Source organism: Ruegeria sp. CF8, from assembly GCF_056537285.1.
Genome location: NZ_JBQFRG010000002.1, coordinates 270,601 through 289,372, shown reverse-complemented (window position 1 = coordinate 289,372; position 18,772 = coordinate 270,601). Strand labels below are relative to the sequence as shown.

General features: G+C 54.9%; 19 protein-coding genes and 1 tRNA gene. 9 read left to right on the top strand and 11 right to left on the bottom strand.

The features are described 5' to 3' along the window. From ACR0EV_RS05960 to ACR0EV_RS05930, 7 genes are all read right to left on the bottom strand, one after another. Positions 1–1,623: a dihydroxyacetone kinase subunit DhaK gene (locus ACR0EV_RS05960; RefSeq protein WP_480799239.1), complete on the bottom strand. Its 1,623-nt coding sequence runs from the start codon at positions 1,621–1,623 to the stop codon at positions 1–3. 11 nt (positions 1,624–1,634) lie between these two features. Next, positions 1,635–2,627: an ABC transporter ATP-binding protein gene (locus tag ACR0EV_RS05955; RefSeq protein WP_480799238.1), complete on the bottom strand. Its 993-nt coding sequence runs from the start codon at positions 2,625–2,627 to the stop codon at positions 1,635–1,637. Further along, positions 2,620–3,717 carry an ABC transporter ATP-binding protein gene (locus ACR0EV_RS05950; RefSeq protein ID WP_480799237.1) on the bottom strand — a complete coding sequence of 366 codons (1,098 nt, stop codon included), beginning with the start codon at positions 3,715–3,717 and terminating at the stop codon, positions 2,620–2,622. The genes ACR0EV_RS05955 and ACR0EV_RS05950 overlap by 8 nt, the downstream gene beginning before the upstream one ends. A 2-nt stretch (positions 3,718–3,719) precedes the next feature. Beyond that, positions 3,720–3,908, bottom strand: coding sequence for a hypothetical protein (locus tag ACR0EV_RS05945; RefSeq protein WP_480799236.1), 189 nt, complete (start codon positions 3,906–3,908; stop codon positions 3,720–3,722). Next, positions 3,905–4,843, bottom strand: a complete 939-nt coding sequence (locus ACR0EV_RS05940) for a carbohydrate ABC transporter permease (protein ID WP_010442361.1) — start codon at positions 4,841–4,843, stop codon at positions 3,905–3,907. Before ACR0EV_RS05940 ends, ACR0EV_RS05945 begins: the two co-directional genes overlap by 4 nt. Then, positions 4,840–5,787: a carbohydrate ABC transporter permease gene (locus tag ACR0EV_RS05935; RefSeq protein ID WP_170332156.1), complete on the bottom strand. Its 948-nt coding sequence runs from the start codon at positions 5,785–5,787 to the stop codon at positions 4,840–4,842. The genes ACR0EV_RS05940 and ACR0EV_RS05935 overlap by 4 nt, the downstream gene beginning before the upstream one ends. Before the next feature lie 79 nt (positions 5,788–5,866). Continuing rightward, positions 5,867–7,186: an ABC transporter substrate-binding protein gene (locus ACR0EV_RS05930; protein ID WP_480799235.1), complete on the bottom strand. Its 1,320-nt coding sequence runs from the start codon at positions 7,184–7,186 to the stop codon at positions 5,867–5,869. Positions 7,187–7,584: 398 nt separating this feature from the next. Here ACR0EV_RS05930 and ACR0EV_RS05925 point away from each other — a divergent pair, with 398 nt between their 5' ends. Continuing rightward, the gene (locus ACR0EV_RS05925) at positions 7,585–8,364 is read left to right on the top strand and encodes an MOSC domain-containing protein (protein ID WP_480799234.1); all 780 of its coding nucleotides are present in this window, start codon (positions 7,585–7,587) and stop codon (positions 8,362–8,364) included. 47 nt (positions 8,365–8,411) lie between these two features. Here the strand turns inward: ACR0EV_RS05925 and ACR0EV_RS05920 are convergent. Further along, positions 8,412–8,488 (bottom strand) — tRNA-Pro (locus ACR0EV_RS05920). Positions 8,489–8,595: 107 nt separating this feature from the next. Beyond that, the gene (locus ACR0EV_RS05915) at positions 8,596–9,711 is read right to left on the bottom strand and encodes a THUMP domain-containing class I SAM-dependent RNA methyltransferase (protein WP_480799233.1); all 1,116 of its coding nucleotides are present in this window, start codon (positions 9,709–9,711) and stop codon (positions 8,596–8,598) included. Between the two features lie 298 nt (positions 9,712–10,009). Between ACR0EV_RS05915 and ACR0EV_RS05910 the strand changes: the two genes are divergently transcribed. Genes ACR0EV_RS05910 through nqrF form a run of 6 tightly spaced genes read left to right on the top strand, consistent with a single transcriptional unit; the run spans position 10,010 to position 15,870 of the window. Beyond that, entirely contained in the window at positions 10,010–11,353 is a 1,344-nt protein-coding gene (locus ACR0EV_RS05910) for a Na(+)-translocating NADH-quinone reductase subunit A (protein WP_480799232.1), read from the top strand. Between the two features lie 5 nt (positions 11,354–11,358). Further along, on the top strand, positions 11,359–12,567 hold the full coding sequence (locus tag ACR0EV_RS05905; protein WP_480799231.1) for an NADH:ubiquinone reductase (Na(+)-transporting) subunit B: 1,209 nt from the start codon (positions 11,359–11,361) through the stop codon (positions 12,565–12,567). Then, entirely contained in the window at positions 12,560–13,375 is an 816-nt protein-coding gene (locus tag ACR0EV_RS05900; RefSeq protein ID WP_171185346.1) for a Na(+)-translocating NADH-quinone reductase subunit C, read from the top strand. Before ACR0EV_RS05905 ends, ACR0EV_RS05900 begins: the two co-directional genes overlap by 8 nt. After that, positions 13,375–14,028 (top strand): NADH:ubiquinone reductase (Na(+)-transporting) subunit D, encoded by a 654-nt coding sequence (locus tag ACR0EV_RS05895; RefSeq protein WP_152460184.1) that lies wholly within the window; start codon positions 13,375–13,377, stop codon positions 14,026–14,028. Before ACR0EV_RS05900 ends, ACR0EV_RS05895 begins: the two co-directional genes overlap by 1 nt. Next, a complete protein-coding gene (gene nqrE, locus ACR0EV_RS05890; protein ID WP_050603817.1) occupies positions 14,028–14,636 on the top strand; it encodes an NADH:ubiquinone reductase (Na(+)-transporting) subunit E in 609 nt (202 codons plus the stop codon). The genes ACR0EV_RS05895 and nqrE overlap by 1 nt, the downstream gene beginning before the upstream one ends. Before the next feature lie 10 nt (positions 14,637–14,646). Further along, positions 14,647–15,870, top strand: coding sequence for an NADH:ubiquinone reductase (Na(+)-transporting) subunit F (gene nqrF, locus ACR0EV_RS05885; RefSeq protein WP_171671296.1), 1,224 nt, complete (start codon positions 14,647–14,649; stop codon positions 15,868–15,870). Positions 15,871–15,922: 52 nt separating this feature from the next. Here the strand turns inward: nqrF and ACR0EV_RS05880 are convergent, their stop codons facing one another. Then, positions 15,923–16,936, bottom strand: coding sequence for an NAD-dependent epimerase/dehydratase family protein (locus tag ACR0EV_RS05880; RefSeq protein WP_480799230.1), 1,014 nt, complete (start codon positions 16,934–16,936; stop codon positions 15,923–15,925). A 183-nt stretch (positions 16,937–17,119) separates the two neighbouring features. Between ACR0EV_RS05880 and ACR0EV_RS05875 the strand changes: the two genes are divergently transcribed. Next, a complete protein-coding gene (locus tag ACR0EV_RS05875; protein WP_480799229.1) occupies positions 17,120–17,884 on the top strand; it encodes a metallophosphoesterase family protein in 765 nt (254 codons plus the stop codon). A 2-nt stretch (positions 17,885–17,886) separates the two neighbouring features. Here ACR0EV_RS05875 and ACR0EV_RS05870 read toward each other — a convergent pair whose 3' ends face one another. Further along, entirely contained in the window at positions 17,887–18,411 is a 525-nt protein-coding gene (locus ACR0EV_RS05870; protein ID WP_480799228.1) for a CBS domain-containing protein, read from the bottom strand. A gap of 123 nt (positions 18,412–18,534) precedes the next feature. On the opposite strand from ACR0EV_RS05870, the gene ACR0EV_RS05865 reads away from it, so the two are divergent. After that, complete coding sequence (locus ACR0EV_RS05865) at positions 18,535–18,720, top strand: hypothetical protein (protein WP_480799227.1); 186 nt, start codon at positions 18,535–18,537, stop codon at positions 18,718–18,720. Positions 18,721–18,772 lie beyond the last annotated feature (52 nt).

The following is an 18,772-nucleotide window of genomic DNA, read 5'->3' as shown; positions in this document are numbered from 1 at the left end:
TCAGCCCTCAATCTCCCGCGCTAAGCCTTCAAACAACAAAGCAACAGCTTCAGCGCCGGGATCGTTATGCCCAACTAGGTTTTCTTCGGGAACATATGCTGCCCGGCCCGCCTTCGCACGCCGAATATTTGCGGTGTTATTTGCGCCTTCTCGGGCAGCCTCGGCCGCATGTGTCAAACCAGACGGGAGGGCGGCAAGTGCAGGTGCCAGGGCGTCAATCATTGTCCGGTCGCCGACTTTGGCACCCCCAACCTGGCTGACGCGATTCAGACCTTCGACCAGAGATTTTGATACCGAAGCGCCGCTTGCACAGGCATCTCCAGCTGCGTTGAAGAAGATTGCGAGTATCACGCCGGAAGATCCGCCCATGGTTTGGCTTAACTCATTGCCCAGCGCCGGAAACAGTTGCGTCAGATCAGCAAGCGGCATGCGGTCTAGGCTACCTTGCAAAGCTCTTGCAGCAGTGGCGAGTGTGCTTCCCGTATCGCCATCTCCGGATTTCGCGTCCAGCTCGTTCAGGTTCTTCTCTGCGTTTATGAGCAGTTCAGACAACCGTGTGAGCGTTTCCCTTGTGGTGGAATTGTTCGAAGGGATTGGATCGATTGGGGTCAGGCCATCAGGCAATGGTGATACTTTGATCGGGTCGATGGAGTTGACCCCGGGCCATGCGGCCAGGTCAACGGGCGCTTCAAGAGCTGACAAATCGTCCTGATCCACGGGCAGAATGGAAACCGAAAATCCGTGCATATCCAGCGACGTCATCATTGGTGCCGGGCCAATGACATGGTGGGCAATACCAGTTTCAGACAACGCATGCGTGAGGACAGCCATTTCCAGCGGAGTTGTAGAGCCCAGGTTGTTGACCAAGGCTACACAATCCCCGGACCCAACCCGTTGCTTCAGCTTCTCCACTACTGTGGACATAGCCGATACAGCATTTGAGAATTCGACTTGCTGTACTCCAGGCTCGCCGTGGATGCCCAAACCAAGCTCCGCTTTGCCGGGTGCGATCCGGTCTTCTTTCGGAGACCCGGGAACGGTACAGGTGTCCAAGCTCATACCGATGCTGACGACCTTTGCTATGGTGTTTCTTGCGGCGGCGGTGACGGTGTCCAAATCGGCTCCGCTTTCAGCAAGCGCTCCGGCGATTTTGTGTACAAACAACGTGCCTGCCACGCCACGTGGTTGCGGAAGGTCGGGCAGGGCGATGTCATCATCAACGACGACCATCTCGACCTTGCGACCCAGTGCGCGGGCGCGTTCCGCCGCCAGTCCAAAATTTAACCGATCACCGGTATAATTCTTTACGATTAGCAGGCATCCAGCCTCACCCGTGACAGCAAGAATGCCCGCCAGAACCGCCTCGACCGAGGGTGAGGCGAAAACTTCGCCGCAGACCGCGGCTGTCAACATACCAGCGCCAACGAAACCTGCATGGGCGGGTTCGTGACCGGATCCTCCGCCCGAAACCAAGGCGACTTTCGACTTGTCCCAGTCTGACCGGTAGACAACCTTGATATGCGGGTAGCCGTCCAATCGGGTCAGTCGCCCTCCTGATGACGCGAGGAGACCGTCTATCGCTTCTGTCACCAGGGTTTCTTTTGTGTTGAGGAACTGGGCCATGCTTTTGCTCCTTAAGTCACGCGCGCGCCGGACGCGTCAAAATACAACGGGTTGTGGGGGCGGATTTTTATAATCTTTCCAGATGGGTAGTCCTGATGGACATCAATCAGGGTCACCACCGGGTGACCATTCAGATCCAGATGCAGCCGTGTTTGGTCTCCCAGATGCTCGGCGCGTATCACGCGCGCCTCGCTGCCTTCGCCTTCGATGATGTTTTCCGGGCGCAGGCCAATCTGCGGACCTTTGTGATCGCCCCCAAACAAATAGGATGGTAGGATGTTGATCCGTGGCAGACCCAACCTGCTGGCCACGTAAACACTGCCGGGATTTTCATAGATGTCGCGAGGGGTGCCATACTGAACCAGCTTGCCGTTTTCCAAAACGCCGATATGTGTCGCCATTGTCATGGCTTCGACCTGATCATGGGTCACATAAAGTAAGGTTGACCCCAGATCGGCTTGAATTCTCTTCAACTCGACTCGCAAATCAGCGCGAAGCTTGGCGTCCAAAGAGCTAAGCGGTTCGTCCATCAGGAATATCTGGGGGTCACGCACAAGCGCCCGTCCAATTGAAACGCGCTGCATTTCGCCACCAGACAGTTCAGTCGCTTTGTTGTCCAGCTTGTGCGGAATTTGCAGGATCTCAGCGACTTCGTTAACCTTCCTCGTGATCTCATCCTCTGGTGTCTTCAGGATCGGCGACCGCAGAGGGAAAGACAGGTTCTCACGCACTGTCATATGGGGGTACAGCGAGTATTGCTGGAAGACCATCGCCACATCGCGCTGGGCAGGTGTATCTATTCCGACGTCACGCCCGGCAATGCGCACCGTTCCTGAATCCAGTTTCTCAAGTCCCGATATCAACCTCAGCGTCGTTGTTTTTCCCGCGCCGGTTGGCCCCAGCAACACCACAAAGGCACCGTTGGGAATCGTCATTGAGATGTCATCCACCGCTTTAAGGTTGCCGAATGACTTCGAGATGTTCTCCAACACGACTTCAGCCATTGCTTAGTACCTCGTCGTTCAGAGCGGACCTCAACGCGCGCCCGGTAGACTCTTCAAATAGGGTTATTGCGGGAGATCGGAATTCCAATCCTACCGTCTCGCCGGGATTAACGACTTGGCGGGCATCAATCCGGGCTTTCAGCTCTCCGTTCGGACTTTGCAGCGTCACGATCTGGGTGGTTCCCAAGTATTCTGCGGCCAGGACCTTGGCCCGGTATGCGCTCTCATCCGATAGAAAAACGTGCTCGGGGCGAACGCCGAAAACCAAGTCACCTTCTGCCCCTTCCATCAGTTTGGGTACGGCTTCGTCATGGCCATTAAGTCGAACCATCCCCGAGCCAGGCTCGACCTTTCCTTGAAACGGCAGGAAGTTCATCGAAGGAGACCCGATAAAATCTGCAACGAACATTGTGGCTGGTTTGTCGTAGATTTCCTGAGGTGTGCCGAATTGCTCGATCACAGCGTTGTTCATCACTACGATCTTGTCGCCCATTTGCATGGCTTCCAACTGATCGTGTGTGACGTAAACAGTGGTTGCGCCCATACGGTCATGAAGCGCGCGCAATTCTTCGGCCATATGCTCCCGAAACTCGGCATCCAAGGCGCCCAGCGGTTCGTCCATCATGAACGCCTTGGGTTCGCGAACAATCGCGCGCCCCAGCGCCACACGCTGCCTATCGCCGCCTGAAAGCCCACCTACCGGGCTATCGAGGATGTCGTTGATCCCCAGAATTCCCGCGACTTCCTCTACTTTGGCTTTGACAGCAGCACGCGGCATACCCTGCGATATCAGGGGATAGCTGATATTTTTGCGAACGTTCATGTGAGGATACAGCGCAAACATCTGGAACACGAATGCAATGTCTCGCTCTGATGGGGGTCGCTGGCTGATCTCTTCGCCGTCAAGGTAGATTTCACCCGACGTCGGAAGCTCCAAGCCGGCAATCATCCGCAGTGTCGTCGTCTTTCCGCAGCCAGATGGCCCTAGCAACATGAAAAACTCACCGTCTTCAATCGTGAACGAGCTTTCGCGGACAGCCGTGAAATCGCCGAACATCTTCTTTACGTTTTTGACTACGATCTGGGCCATTTCTACTCCGGGAAATGGCTGACGATTATGAACATGACGGTTCCGATCAGCGTGACGATGAAAGAGTAGGTGAAGGCCCAAAGGACAAAGGGTTGCATCAGCATGAAGACACCCAGAGCAATAAGGATGGTCGCGACCATCTCCCATGGGCCTCGGCGAAATCGCATCAATCCGGTAAGAAACTCGCTCATTTGCGCACAGCTCCGAATGTGATCCCACGCAGCAGGTGTTTGCGCATCAGGATGGTGAAAATCATGACCGGGATAAGGAAGATCGTGGCACCCGCCGCAACAGCAGGCCAGTCCAAGCCGCCAATACCGATAATGGTTGGGATGAATGGTGGTGCAGTCTGCGCGTTCGCGGATGTCAGCAGCACGGCAAACGCGTACTCATTCCAGGCGAAGATCAGGCAAAAGATAGCTGTTGAGGCTATGCCGGTCGCGGCTTGCGGCAGCACCACTTTGTAGAAAGCCTGAAACCGTGTGTAGCCATCTATGAGGGCGGCTTCTTCATACTCTCTTGGGATTTCGTCGATGAAGCCTTTTAGCAACCAGACCGCCAAGGAAATATTCACGCCCGTATATAGCAGGATCATTCCCAGATGCGTGTCGCTCAATCCAAGGTTTCTGAACATCAGAAAGATTGGGATTGCAACAGCAACAGGTGGCATCATCCTTGTACTCAGGATGAAAAACAGAAGGTCGTCCTTGAGTGGGACCTTGAACCTGCTGAATGCATAAGCGGCCAGCGTACCAAGGAAGATACTCAAGAACGTCGAGCCAAATCCGATGATAACCGAATTCATAAAGCGCTCGCCAAACTTTGATGGCCCGACAATCACCATGTCGTATTGACGGACGATCTCATCGGCCCAGTTCTGCGGCGGGTTCGCTTCCAGAAACTCCTGCGTCTGCCGCGTGCGCGTGGTGAAGAGATTTACATACCCTTCAAGCGTTGGGTCAAAGACCACTTTGGGCGGGTAGCTGATCGCATCGGCCGGGGATTTGAACCCAGTCAGCAAAATCCAAACCAGCGGGATCATTGTGATCAGCGCATAAGTTATGACCAGAAAGCCTGCGATCCACTTGGACCGGTTCGAAGGTTCGGTGACAGAAAAACTGCTCATCTCTGTTTCACCTTGTTCAGGGCTTTGACGTAGATCGACGCAAGGCCGAACACGGTGACGAAAAGGATGATCGCATAGGCCGAGGCATAGCCCGTACGCCACTTTTCAAACGCCTCCCGCTTGAGATTGATTGAGGTGAGTTCCGTTACAGAACCGGGCCCCCCGCCGGTTAGCTGAACCACCAGATCGAACATCTTGAAGTTCTCGATCCCTCTAAACAGCACCGCGAGCATCAGGAATGGCAGCACCATCGGAATGGTGATTGTAAAGAACTGCCGCAGCTTGCTAGCCCTGTCGATCTCAGCCGCCTCGTAGATGTAGTCGGGAATGCTGCGCAGCCCGGCCAGACAGATCAGCATCACGAATGGCGTCCACATCCAGGTGTCGACAATCACGATCGCCCACGGGGCCAAAGTGACGGATCCCAGCATTTCAAAACTCGACGGGTCTTTGCCTGTGAACCATGACACGATGTAGTTAAACAACCCGATTTGAGGTTGATAAAGGAACTTCCAGAAGTTCCCGACGACTGCAGGAGACAACATCATCGGCAGCACGATGATCGTGGTCCAAAGATCGTTGCCCTTGAATTTCTTGTTGATCAGCCAGGCCAGAGTAAACCCGATCAAGACCTGGAAAAAGATCGTCCAGAACAGGAAATGCGCCGTCGCCTGCATATTCAGCCAAGTGTCCGAGTCTGTCAGGATACGCTCATAATTCCTGAGCCCAACATCCTTGACTTCACGCCCGATCCGGTTGGCCTTGTAGTTGGTAAAGCTCAGTTGGATGGTCCAGATCAACGGAAAGATGTTGATCGCCAGCAATAGGAATATCGTCGGGGAGATGAATATCCAGGCGATCGCGCGGTCGGATAAACCTCGGATTTTTCGCGCAACTCGCTCGGGCGTTGCCTGCGCAACGCGATCTACGGTCCTGTCAGACATCTCTTTGCCAGTTCTTGTTGGTTTAGGACTCACGGGTGAAGGTGGAGCGGGGTTGCGCCCGCTCCTGCCTGTGTCCGGACTACAGCTTGCCTTCGTCTTCGAAGACTTCCGTCCAATCTTCGATCAGAAGGTCAAGCGCTTCCTGAGCGGTACCTTGGTCTGCAACCACGTAGTCGTGGATGCGTTTCTGCATTGCCAGCAGAAGTTCCGCATAAGCAGGCTCTTGCCAGAAATCCTGCACACCGCCCATTGCTTCCAGGAAGTCACCGGCAAACGGTTGGCTGTCTACGAAACCAGGATCTTCCAGCACGGAGTTATGCGCAGAGTAGCCGCCTAGCTCCCACCATTTGGCCTGCACTTCCGGCTGCGCGAACCACTTGATGTACTCAAGTGCAGCGTCCTGTTTGTCAGAGTAGCTGACAACAGAGATACCTTGTCCGCCCAGTGTCGAACCTGCCTGATTTTGTGGTGGGTTCACGAAGAAGTCGATCTTGTCACCGCCGGTATTGGGGTCGGCATAGAGACCCGGGAAGAACGCAAACCAGTTCATCGCCATGGCGACCTGGCCGGATTTAAACGCGTCCAAGCTCTCACCCATGTAAGAGTTGGTATATCCCGGAGGCGTCGCCGTTTCGTAAAATTCCTTATAGAATTCCAGAGCCTCGACTGCTTCGGGTGAGTTTACGGCGCCTTCCATGTCATATGAGCCCGGGGTGTTTTCGTATTTGAAGCCCCAAGGATACAGCGCTCCGGTCACACCCATGGTGATCCCTTCCGAGCCGCGTTCGGTAAAGATTGCTGCCCCGTAGACTGTCTTACCGTCGATCTCACGGCCCTGGAAGAACTGCGCGATTTGCAACAACTCTTTCTGAGACTGAGGTTCACGTAGGTCCTGACCAGTCGCCTCTTTGTATGCGGCTTGGATTTCGGGGTTTTCGAACCAATCCTTGCGATAGAACCAGCCGTTTGCATCACCCATCGCAGGCAGCGCGTAGTAGTTTGGTGTACCTTTGGGCCAGGTCGAGTAAGCGTAAACAGTGGCCGGTGCGAAATCATCCATGCTGATGCCTTCAGCATCGAAGAAGTCGTTCAGCTGGACATAATGACCATTCTCAGCGCCGCCGCCGATCCATTGGCTGTCACCAATCAGGAGGTCGCAGAGCTTACCTCCAGAGTTCAACTCGTTCAGCATACGGTCCGCAAAATTTGGCCAGGGAACAAATTCAAAGTTCATTGTATGGCCGGATTCTGCTTCGAATTCTTTTGATAGTTCGACAAGCGCGTTGGCCGGGTCCCATGCAGCCCAACAAAGCGTCAGATCTTCAGCATTTGCCTTGGTAGAAAGAGTAGTAGCGGCAAGGACTATTGCGCTGGCCGAAGCCAGTTTTGTGTAAGTCATCCATTCCTCCCTTTTTGCGCCGTCAATCGAGGATGTGCGAATCGCGGCATACCTCCAAGGCTATTTGAGGTACGCACCTCAAGTCCAGAAATTTTTGAGGTTCGTACCTCAAATGAGCAGAGGGGATCGTTGGCTTTTCTTCTTAACTTATGATTTTAAAAGAAATTTTTTGTGCATCTTTGATGCGCTTCTATTTTAGGCGGTGAGGTATAAATGGCCTTATCGACTAAAATTGGCGCAACCCACACCCGCAACCGTCGTGCAGCCAACAGGTTTAGCGAACCCTCTGCTGAAGCACTTGCAGATTATTTGGTCGATACCTTCGGGAATTGGAGATAGCTTCAAACAGCACGCACCACTCGGGATCGTGCATAACTCGTTTGGTCAGGTGCAGTGGTATGAAAACTCTCTCTATCGTCAGATTAAACCGCTACCCGATTAAAGGTTTGAGTGCCGAGCCCCTGCAAACCGTGACGCTGCGAGCAGGAGAGGGGTTTCCAGGTGATCGCCTGTTCGGATTCGCGCGCTACAACTCCGGTTTCGACGCACAGAACCCTCAGCCACTGCCGAAAGATCGCTTTGTTGTTCTGTTGAACGAGGCTGCACTGGCAGGTCTTAAGACGAATTTTGACGTTGAGACCCAAGATCTTGTGATCAAAGCGAACGGCAAAACACACAGATTTAACATGCAAGCAGCAGAAGACCGGAGAAATGCGTCAAATTTCCTTTCTTCAGAGATCGACTTAAATGATCCCGAACCGCCAAAATTCGTTTCGTCCGCTCCTCATCGGTTTACAGATGTGTCGGTCGTGTCACCTAGAATGATGAACGCGATATCCGTTTTGAATCTGGCGTCTGTGGCAGAGTTGGGTGAAAAACTGAACGCGGATATCCACCCAGCGCGCTTTCGGGCGAATATAGAGATAGATGGTTTACCTTCGTTTTCCGAGTTGGGTGCAGTTGGATCAGTTTTCAGATTTGGCGATGTCGAGTTGAAGATACTCTCACGTACGAAAAGGTGTGCGGCCACTGAAGTGAACCCGGAAACGGCCGAGCGGGACCTGAAGGTACCTTATCTAATTCGGAAGTTGATGGGTCATACAGACATGGGTGTCTATGTTGAGGTTACAAAAGGCGGAACGCTGAGAGTCGGCCAAACTGGGGAAACGTTAAACTGAATGTTAATAACCCAGCCAAAGTGGCAGTCCTGGGCGGTTTGTTTTATTGGTCGGAGTGAGAGGATTCGAACCTCCGACCCCTGCCTCCCGAAGACAGTGCTCTACCAGGCTGAGCTACACTCCGACCGTGGCGGGTGATCTATACCCGGCGTTTGTGATGCGCAAGAGGTTTCTGAGACGTGGAAGCTGGAAATCGCGCGTGAGAAAATACTCGGACGCGAATGTTCGAAATCAGCGAAGTGGGTCTGTTTTGTAAAGGCGGATTTTTGTGCCGCCATGGTCGACGACCGGGCCGGGCGCCAAAAACGGCAGGCGCGTTGCCCTTGCCAGGGACGGGGCGCTGGTCACTATTCCAACCCGCCACCCCTGAAAACGGCTCATCAGGGCTTTGCCCATTGCTCCATATACCGAGCGCAACCGTTTTTCGTCCCCGATCCGCGCACCATAAGGCGGGTTCACGATAACCAGCCCTTTTGGACCTTCCGGCGGTTTAATGTCACTGACTGACTTCAACTGAAACTGTGTCGCTTGATTCACCTGCGCACGCTTGGCGTTTGCGGTGGCGGCTTCTATCGCACCTGCGTTCCTATCCGAGCCATAGAAAGTTGGATCACTTTCTTTGCTGGTGACGCTCTCGCGCATTGACTGCCAATGGTCGCGGTCAAAACTGGCGAGGTCTTCAAAAGCAAAACTGCGGGACCGACCGGGCAGCAAGCCCATAGCGATTTCGGCGGCCTCAATCACAAACGTGCCTGACCCGCACATCGGATCAAGGACAGGTTCGTTACCGGTATAGCCGCAGTCGTGCAGAAACATGGCGGCCATCGTTTCCCGCATCGGCGCTTTGGCTATCGCTTCCTTGTGCCCGCGCTTGTGCAAAAGCTCGCCCGAGCTGTCGATCGAAAACGTGCAAATGTCTTTGTCGATTCGCAGCAAGACTCTTAGCCCGGCTTCAGATGAGATCGGAGCCCCCAATGTCTCGGATATCGCGCGTTCGATTCTTTGTCGGGCGGCTCCCGCATGGTAGATTCGGGATTTACGACTTGTCGCCTCGACCTTGATCGGAATGTCCGGGCGCAGGAACTCCTCCCACGGAAACTTGCGGGCCCGTTTATCCAGCTGAGCCAGATGCACCGCTGGGAAGCTACCCAACCTCACAAGAACCTTGTTCGCGCCCCTTAAGGTCAGATTGGCGCGCCAGACTTCGGACCACGATCCTCGGCACGTCACACCACCTCGAACTGCTTTCGCCTGAGCGAATCCATTCGACTTTGCCTCGGCGCATAAAGGTGCTTCGAGGCCCGGTGTCGCAATCAGAAAGATGTCGAGGTCTGCATTTTGTTCCATTCCGGTTGCTTACACCGGAACCTTCGTCGGTGCGACACGCTTTTTTTGACGCCTGAAATGTGTCACTTTTCCGAACAAATAGCGGGAAAGTGCGGTTCCGAGATAACTTTTGGCGGTAACAGGTTTGCGTTTGGAGGCGTCCCCGCGTAAAGGGTCCGTGATCGGAATTACGCCTGCGGAATTTGGACCCATTTTGTCGCTTTCGCGACAAGTGGTATGAATTTCCGCGTTATTGCATGGCCCCAACAGGCGTCAGCAATGCAGGCGCAGCAATGAAGGCTTGGAAGAACGTAGCGACATGCAAACTTTCAAACTTAAAAAAGGGTTGGATCTGCCGGTTGAAGGCGCTCCTGACCAGACCATCCATCCGGGGCCGGATTATAAGACCGTCGGAGTATTGGGTGGAGACTATATCGGCCTGAAGCCTAAGATGTTGGTGCAAGAGGGTGAGGAGGTTCAACGGGGGGCACCGTTGTTCTGCCACAAGGACGCACCAGAGGCGATGATGGTTGCACCGGTAAGCGGTAAGGTGGTTGCCATCAACCGGGGTGCCCGCCGTGTCCTGCAAAGCGTTGTGATCGAAGTGGCGGATGCAAATGACAACGGCGTCGATTTTTCGAACGTTGGCGATGCAAACAGCGCAGAAGGTGTGACCGCCAAACTGTGTGCAGCGGGCCTGTGGACCGCGTTTCGCACGCGGCCCTATTCGAAGATGCCGCAGCCGGGCAGCGCACCGACGGCAATCTTTGTAACGGCCATGGACAGTGACCCGTTGGCCCCGGATGCCGCGTCGATCATCGCTGAAGCGCCCGAGGCGTTCAACTCGGGTCTGGCAGCGATCACCAAACTGACCGAAGGCAAAACCTTTCTGTGCCAGAAAGAAGGCGATGCGATCCCCGGAGCAGATGTTCCCGGAGTAGAAGCGGCGGCGTTTTCTGGTCCGCACCCGGCTGGCCTGGCGGGTACCCACATCCATTTTCTCGAGCCTCTGGCCGGTGAAAAGCAGGTCTGGACCATTGGCTATCAGGACGTCATCGCAATAGGCCGCCTGATGCAAACCGGTCATCTGGATCCCAACATCGTGATTGCATTGACCGGACCCGGGGCGCGTCAGCCGCGTTTGGTGCGCACCGTTATGGGTGCATCCACGGATGACCTGACCGGTGATGAGGTGAACGTGGACGGCACGCCGCGTATCATCTCGGGCTCGATCCTGTCTGGTCAGCAAGCTGAAGGACCGACCGCCTATCTGGGCCGCTTTGCGCGTCAGATCAGCATCATACGTGAAGATCACGATCAAATTCCGATGGGTTGGATTCGTCCAATGCCGTCGAAGTTTTCCGTACAGCCCGTTCTGGGCTCTGCGTTTGCCAAGAAACTGTACGCATTTACATCCAACCTGAATGGTGGGCGTCGCGCGATGGTGCCGACCGGTGTATTCGAAGAATTGATGCCGCAGGACTATCTGCCGACTCAGCTTCTGCGCGCCTTGCTGGTGATGGATACGGACACAGCTCAGGCACTGGGTGCACTGGAGCTGGATGAAGAGGATCTGGGCCTTGTGGGCTTTGCCTGTCCGGCAAAATACGAATACGGGCTGGCGCTGCGCGACTGCCTGAGCAAGATTGAAAAGGAGGGCTGATCCAAATGGGTTTGCGCAGCTTCTTCGATCGGATCGAGCCGAACTTTACCAAGGGCGGCAAGTACGAAAAGTATTTCCCCATCTACGAGATGGTCGAAAGCTTTGTCTACACTCCGAAAACAGTAACCACCGTTGCCCCTCATGCGCGGTCTTACGTGGATATGAAGCGGATCATGACCTATGTCGTGATCGCGACGATCCCGTGTATCCTGTGGGGAATGTACAATACCGGCTATCAGGCCAATTCGGCTATAGCCACGCTTGGGCCTGATTCCGCTACTGGATGGCGGATCGCCATTCTGCAGATGTTTGGCATATCGCTGAACCCGGAAAGCATCTTTGCCAATGTCATGCACGGACTGATGTATTTCCTGCCGATCTACATCGTCACGCTGGTCGCTGGTGGTATTTTCGAGGTCATCTTCGCAACTGTGCGTGGGCATGAGGTGAACGAGGGTTTCCTTGTTACATCAATGCTCTACACGCTGATCATGCCCGCAACCACGCCCCTGTGGCAGGTCGCTTTGGGGATTATCTTCGGTGTTGTGATCGGTAAGGAAGTGTTTGGTGGGACAGGCAAGAACTTCCTCAACCCGGCGCTAGTTGGACGCGCCTTCCTTTACTTCGCCTATCCCGCACAGATGTCAGGCGATGCGGTTTGGACCCCGGTTGACGGATTCTCGGGTGCAACTGCACTGGCGGTTTCGGCGGCTGACGGCGTTCAGGCGCTGGCGGCTGAAGGCATCACCTGGTCAAGCGCGTTCTTCGGACAGATTCAGGGCAGCTTTGGTGAGACATCGACCCTGGCGTGTATGATCGGTCTGGCCTTCCTGCTGACGACGAAGATTGCCAATTACCGGCTGATTGTGGGCTGTCTGGCCGGAACTATCGGCTTTACCCTGCTGCTGAACCTCATCGGCTCGGACACCAACCCAATGTTCGCGATGCCATGGTACTGGCACATCGTTCTGGGCGGTTACGCGTTTGGTCTGGCCTTTATGGTGACCGAACCTGTTTCAGCCAGCCACACCAACGTAGGTCGCTATATCTATGGCGCTCTGATCGGTGTCATGGTTGTGATGATCCGCGTGATCAATCCGGCTTTCCCCGAAGGCATGATGCTGGCAATCCTGTTCGGGAACGTTTTTGCACCGCTGATCGATTACTTCGTCGTTCAGGCCAACATTAAACGGAGGGCGCGTCGCCATGTCTGATACGCATTCCCAAGAACCGAAGGGCGCGATTGCCAAGTTTTTGGCGGCCTCGCCGGACTCGGTTGGCAAAACGATCTTCATCGCCGTCGCCGTTTGTCTTGTCGCCTCGATGGTCGTTTCCGCCGCAGCCGTTAGCCTGCGCCCGGTACAGGAAACCAACCGACTGAAGGACAAACAGGTCAACGTTCTGCAAGTTGCGGGCGTTTTTGAACCCGGCATCGACGTGACCGAAGCGTTTGCCGCTTTTGAACCGCATGTGCTGGAACTGTCCACCGGTGACTTCGTCGATGATCGGTTCGACCCGACCACCTTCGACGACATCGCTGCTGCCAGCGACCCTGAGTTGAGCGTTGCGCTGGACGATGATCCCGCGGGCATTGGTCGCAAGTCGAAATACCGCGTGATCTATCTGCTGCGTGATGATGCAGGTGATCTGGACAAGGTGATCCTGCCGCTGCACGGCTATGGTCTATGGTCCACGCTTTATGGCTTTATTGCGCTGGAGAATAACGGCAACGATATCTACGGCCTGCAATTCTATCAGCACGGCGAAACCCCGGGCCTTGGGGCCGAGGTGGACAACCCGCGCTGGAAAGCGCTGTGGAATGGTAAAAAGCTGCGTGATGACAATGGTGATCTTCAAATCACCGTGTCGAAATCGCAGCCTGCCGCCGGACCCGACTTCTATATCGATGCGCTGGCAGGGGCGACCCTGACATCGGTCGGTGTCGATAACCTGGTGAAATTCTGGATGGGTGACGCGGGCTACGCTCCGTTTCTGGCCAAACTGCAAGCAGGAGAGTTCTAATGTCTCAGACCAAGAAAGAGATGCTGGTCGACCCGCTTGTCGACAACAACCCGATCACCTTGCAGGTGCTTGGCATCTGTTCGGCACTGGCAGTCACCTCTTCGCTGCAAGTGTCGATGGTGATGGCGCTGGCGGTGATCTTCGTGACCTCGTTCTCGTCCTTCTTCATCTCGTGCCTGCGCAACCAGATCCCCGGTTCGATCCGTATCATCGTGCAGATGGTGATCATTGCCTCGCTGGTGATTCTGGTGGACCAGATCCTGAAAGCCTATGCGTTCGAGATCTCGAAAACCTTGTCGGTTTTCGTCGGCCTGATCATTACCAACTGCATCGTGATGGGCCGCGCCGAGGCGTTTGCGATGAAGAATCCCCCCGTTGCGTCCTTTATCGACGGCATGGGCAACGGCATGGGCTATGGTCTGATCCTGCTGCTGGTCGGCTTCATCCGCGAGCTTTTCGGCGCCGGGTCGCTGTTTGGTGTCACCATTCTGGAGACCGTGAACAACGGTGGCTGGTATGTGCCAAACGGCATGCTGCTATTGCCCCCGTCGGCGTTCTTCATCATCGGTCTGATCATCTGGGCCTTCCGCACATGGAAGCCGAACCAGGTGGAAGAGCGTGAATACAAAATTCAGCAGGTAGAGGCCCACTGATGGAAGGTCTGATCTCACTGGCCGTAAAGGCCATCTTTGTCGAAAACCTTGCGCTCAGCTTCTTTCTGGGGATGTGTACCTTCATCGCCGTGTCGAAGAAGATTTCAACCGCGCTGGGTCTGGGTATTTCGGTCATGGTCGTGCAGGCCATCACCGTGCCTGCAAATAACCTGCTGCTGAACTACCTGCTGAAACCGGGCGCACTGGCCTGGGCTGGCTTCCCGGATGTGGACCTGACCTTCCTTGGCCTGATCTCGTATATCGGCGTAATCGCGGCGATGGTTCAGATCCTTGAGATGGTTTTGGATAAGTACTTCCCGCCGCTTTACAACGCGCTGGGGATCTTCCTGCCGCTGATCACGGTGAACTGCGCCATTCTGGGTGGGTCTTTGTTCATGGTCGAGCGTGACTATAACTTTGCCGAGGCGGCGACCTATGGTCTGTCTTCCGGCTTCGGCTGGGCACTGGCAATCACTGCGATGGCGGGTGTTCGCGAAAAGCTGAAATATTCGGACATCCCTGATGGCCTGCAAGGTCTGGGCATCACCTTCATCACCGCAGGTCTGATGGCGATGGCCTTCATGTCCTTCTCGGGCGTGAAACTGTAAGGAGGGCGCAATGGAAACCTTTGGCTTAGGTGTAGCCCTTTTCACCGTCATCGTTCTGGGTCTGGTGGCCGTCATCATGGCCGCCCGGTCGAAACTGGTGTCGACGGGCAATGTGAACATCACCATCAACGGTGAGAAAACCGTATCGGTTCCCGCTGGCGGCAAACTGCTGCAAACGCTGGCGGCCGAAAAACTCTTTGTCCCGTCTGCCTGCGGCGGGGGTGGTACCTGCGCGCAGTGCCGGGTGAGGGTGCATTCAGGCGGCGGGTCGATCTTGCCGACTGAGGAAAGCCATATCACCAAGCGTGAGGCCGCCTGCGGTGATCGACTGTCCTGTCAGGTCGCAGTCAAACAAGACATGGAGATCGAGGTTCCGGAAGAGGTCTTTGGCGTCAAGAAGTGGGAATGCACGGTGCGTTCGAATGAGAACGTAGCAACATTCATCAAAGCACTGACCCTGGACCTGCCGGAAGGCGAAGATGTGAACTTCCGCGCGGGTGGTTACATTCAGATCGAAGCCCCTGCGCACGCGCTGAAATACACCGATTTCGACGTGGAAGAGGAGTACCGCGAGGATTGGGACCGTTTCAATCTGTGGCAGTACGAGTCGGTTGTCGCGGAACCGATTGAACGCGCCTATTCGATGGCCAACTACCCGGACGAGAAGGGCATGATCATGCTGAACGTCCGCGTAGCCTCACCGCCTCCGGGGTCCGAGGGTATCCCGCCGGGCCAGATGTCGTCGTACATCTTCAACCTGAAGCCCGGCGACAAGGTCACAATCTCGGGTCCGTTTGGTGAGTTCTTCGCCCGTGAAACCCAAAAAGAGATGGTGTTTATCGGGGGTGGTGCGGGCATGGCCCCCATGCGCAGCCACATCTTTGACCAGCTCAAACGTTTGGAAAACCGCGATCGCAAAATCAGCTTCTGGTACGGCGCGCGGTCGAAGAAAGAGATGTTCTTTGTCGAAGATTTCGACCAACTGGCCGAGGAATTCGACAATTTCGATTGGCATGTTGCGCTTTCGGATGCGCAGCCTGAGGATGATTGGAAAGGCTATACCGGCTTCATCCATAACGTCCTGTTTGAAGAATACCTCAAGAACCACCCCGCGCCAGAAGACTGCGAGTTCTACATGTGTGGTCCGCCTATCATGAACCAGTCGGTCATCAACATGCTGCTGGATCTGGGCGTGGACCGTGAAGACATTATGCTCGACGATTTCGGCGGGTAAAAAAAAACCGGCGCATCAAGCGCCGGTTTTTCCTTTCGGCCGTCATACGCTGCTATTTTCCGTAATAGTCCCGATACCAGGCAACGAATTGGGCAATGCCGTCTCTCAGGTCCGTCTGCGGAAGGTAATTGGTCAGCCGCTGCAACAGGCGATTATCGGCCCATGTCGCATGAACGTCGCCCATCTGCATCGGCATAAAGTTCTTGATGGCCTTCTGTCCAACGGCTTCCTCGATGGCTTCGATGAAGTCCATCAGGCGCACTTTGTCTCCGTTTCCGATATTGACGATGCGATAGGGTGCGACGGGCGAGAGGCTGTCGCCGTCCTCAATATCCTCACGACTTGCAGGCCGCACTGGCGGCACGTCGATCAGCAATCTGATCCCGCGCACAAGATCCTCAACATGGGTGAAGTCCCGATACATGTCTCCATGATTGTAGATATCAATGGGACGACCTTCCAAAATGGCGGCCACAAACTTGAAATAGGCCAGATCGGGCCGACCCCAGGTGCCATAGACCGTAAAAAACCGAAACATCGTGGTCGGCAAATTCCACAGATGCGCATAGGAATGCCCCATCGCCTCATTCGCCTTTTTGGTGGCAGAGTAGATGGTCAATTGCGTGTCCGCTTTTTCCGTTTCGGTAAACGGCATTTCTTCGTTGGCGCCATAGATTGACGAGGTGGAGGCCATCAAAAGATGCTCGACCTCATGCTGACGCGCGATTTCCATAACGTTGAACGTGCCAACGACATTAGATTCGATATAGCTGCGGGGGTATTCGAGGCTGTGCCGAACACCGGCTTGGGCCGCTAGGTGGACGATGACATCGGGCTGGAATTCGTCGGCCACCTGCACCAGACGGTCGTAGTTTTCCAATCGATCCTCGGTCGCAGTAAACCCGGGGGTCTGCAACAGGATCTGGTGCCTGCGCTGTTTCAGAGTCACATCGTAATAGTCGGTCATTCCGTCATAGCCATGCACGCGAAACCCGTCTGCCAGAAGCAGCTTAGCCAGATGGAAACCGATGAACCCCGCAGAACCCGTAATCAATACCCGCTTCATAAAACCCTCAAAAACGCCGCCAAATCATCGCTGACCGAAAGGTTGAGTCTCTTGAGTGAGATCAACAGATTTCGTTCACTTTAAGGGCCATATCGGACAACAAGACGCGGTTGGTCAACACTTTGCCTCTTCAAACAGATGTTCATTGCCGCCACTTGGTGGGAAGGGTAGGGATCAAGGTGAATGATTACGAACTGGATCAGACAGCGGTTTCACCGCGCAGAAATACCAACGACCGACACGGTGCCTTACGACATCGCGCCTGGCGCCCGAGTAACGGCGGTTGGTGATATTCATGGTCGATTGGATTTGTTGCACGCTCTTTTGCCACGCTTGGATGATCAAAGCCCTCTGGTTTTTGTTGGGGACTACATTGATCGAGGGCCTTTCAGCGCGCAAGTGTTGCGCCATCTGCACCATCTGAGCGACGCATCAGATCGGCACGTCCATTGCCTTCTTGGTAACCATGAAGAGATGTTGTTGCATTTCTTGGACGATCCAGAACGAAATGCACGGCTCTGGTTTCGAAACGGAGGTCTGCATACGCTGGCGTCATTCGGGCTCAAACCAAATGGAGACCTGGAAGACAGCCGGAAAGTCAAAGAACTGGCCGAAGGCCTGCGACAAGCGATGGGTCAGGAATTGCTGGAATGGCTGACAAAGCGGCCCCTAACCTGGACCAGTGGCAACGTCACTATTGTTCACGCGGCTTTGGACCCTCGTCGCCCTGTCGAATCTCAGGATCGTCAGATCTGCCTCTGGGGACATCCCATGTTCCCAAGAACCGCGCGCGGCGATGATCAATGGGTTGTGCACGGTCACACTATCGTAGACCGGCCCCGTGTCAGAAACAGGATCCTGTCGATTGACACGGGCGCTTTTGCCTCAGGCCGACTGACGGCCGCGGAGATCGAGGACGGAGGCGTCAGGTTTCTTTCGACGGGTTGATCCTAACCGACGATCATCTGCTTCATCCGAAGGGCTTCGTATTCCAGCTCTTTAAGGCGGAAATGCACAACGTCTCCGATAGTGATGACGCCACATAAATGGCCGTCACGCAGCACGGGCATATGGCGGAAACGACCTTCGGTCATTGTCTTCAGCACATCGTTTAGCAGATCGTCTGGTGTACAGGTCTTGACCTCTTTGGTCATCAGGTCTTCGACCGCTTGCGGCAATGTCTGGCCGGGTGTGTCCGCCATGCGCCGCACAATGTCGCGCTCTGACAGGATGCCTTGCAAGGCTCCGTTTTGATCTGTCACCAAAACCGCCCCGATCCGCTTTTCCTTAAGCGTGTTGACCACCGAATGGATCGTATCGTTTGGCCGCACCGAAAACACCGCGTCCCCTTTACCCTCAAGCAGTTTGGCCACGGTAGTCTGCGAGTGCGACAAGTTCGATTCTGCCGATTGGCTATGTGTCTTCTTGTCTGCCTTGTCGCCGCGTGTTGGTGACTGGTAAGAGGCTGGGGCCATGGGCAATCTCCTTGTGGTTCTTGCAATGTCTTTCCCTTTCACCTTAGCGCAGCTAAACGACCTGTATAGGGTGCAAATGCCCGAATGCGCGAAATCTGTGGTCAACAAAGGACGATCAAGCTTGTGAGTGGACTCTACCTTACACCGCCTGTAGCCGCTTTGATCTTCTTTGCGGTCGTCGTGTGTGGTCACAACTTTCGCATGGCATGGAAGCAACAGGCCCCGGGATGGCAGAAGCGGGCGTGGCTGTTCGGAGTTCCGGCTGGGGTTGGGCTTCTGGCATTGGGTTTTCTGCCACTAAAGCTTTGATGTCGATTTGACTCCGACGAGGGTCGCTGGCATATGCCGGGCACAGAAATTC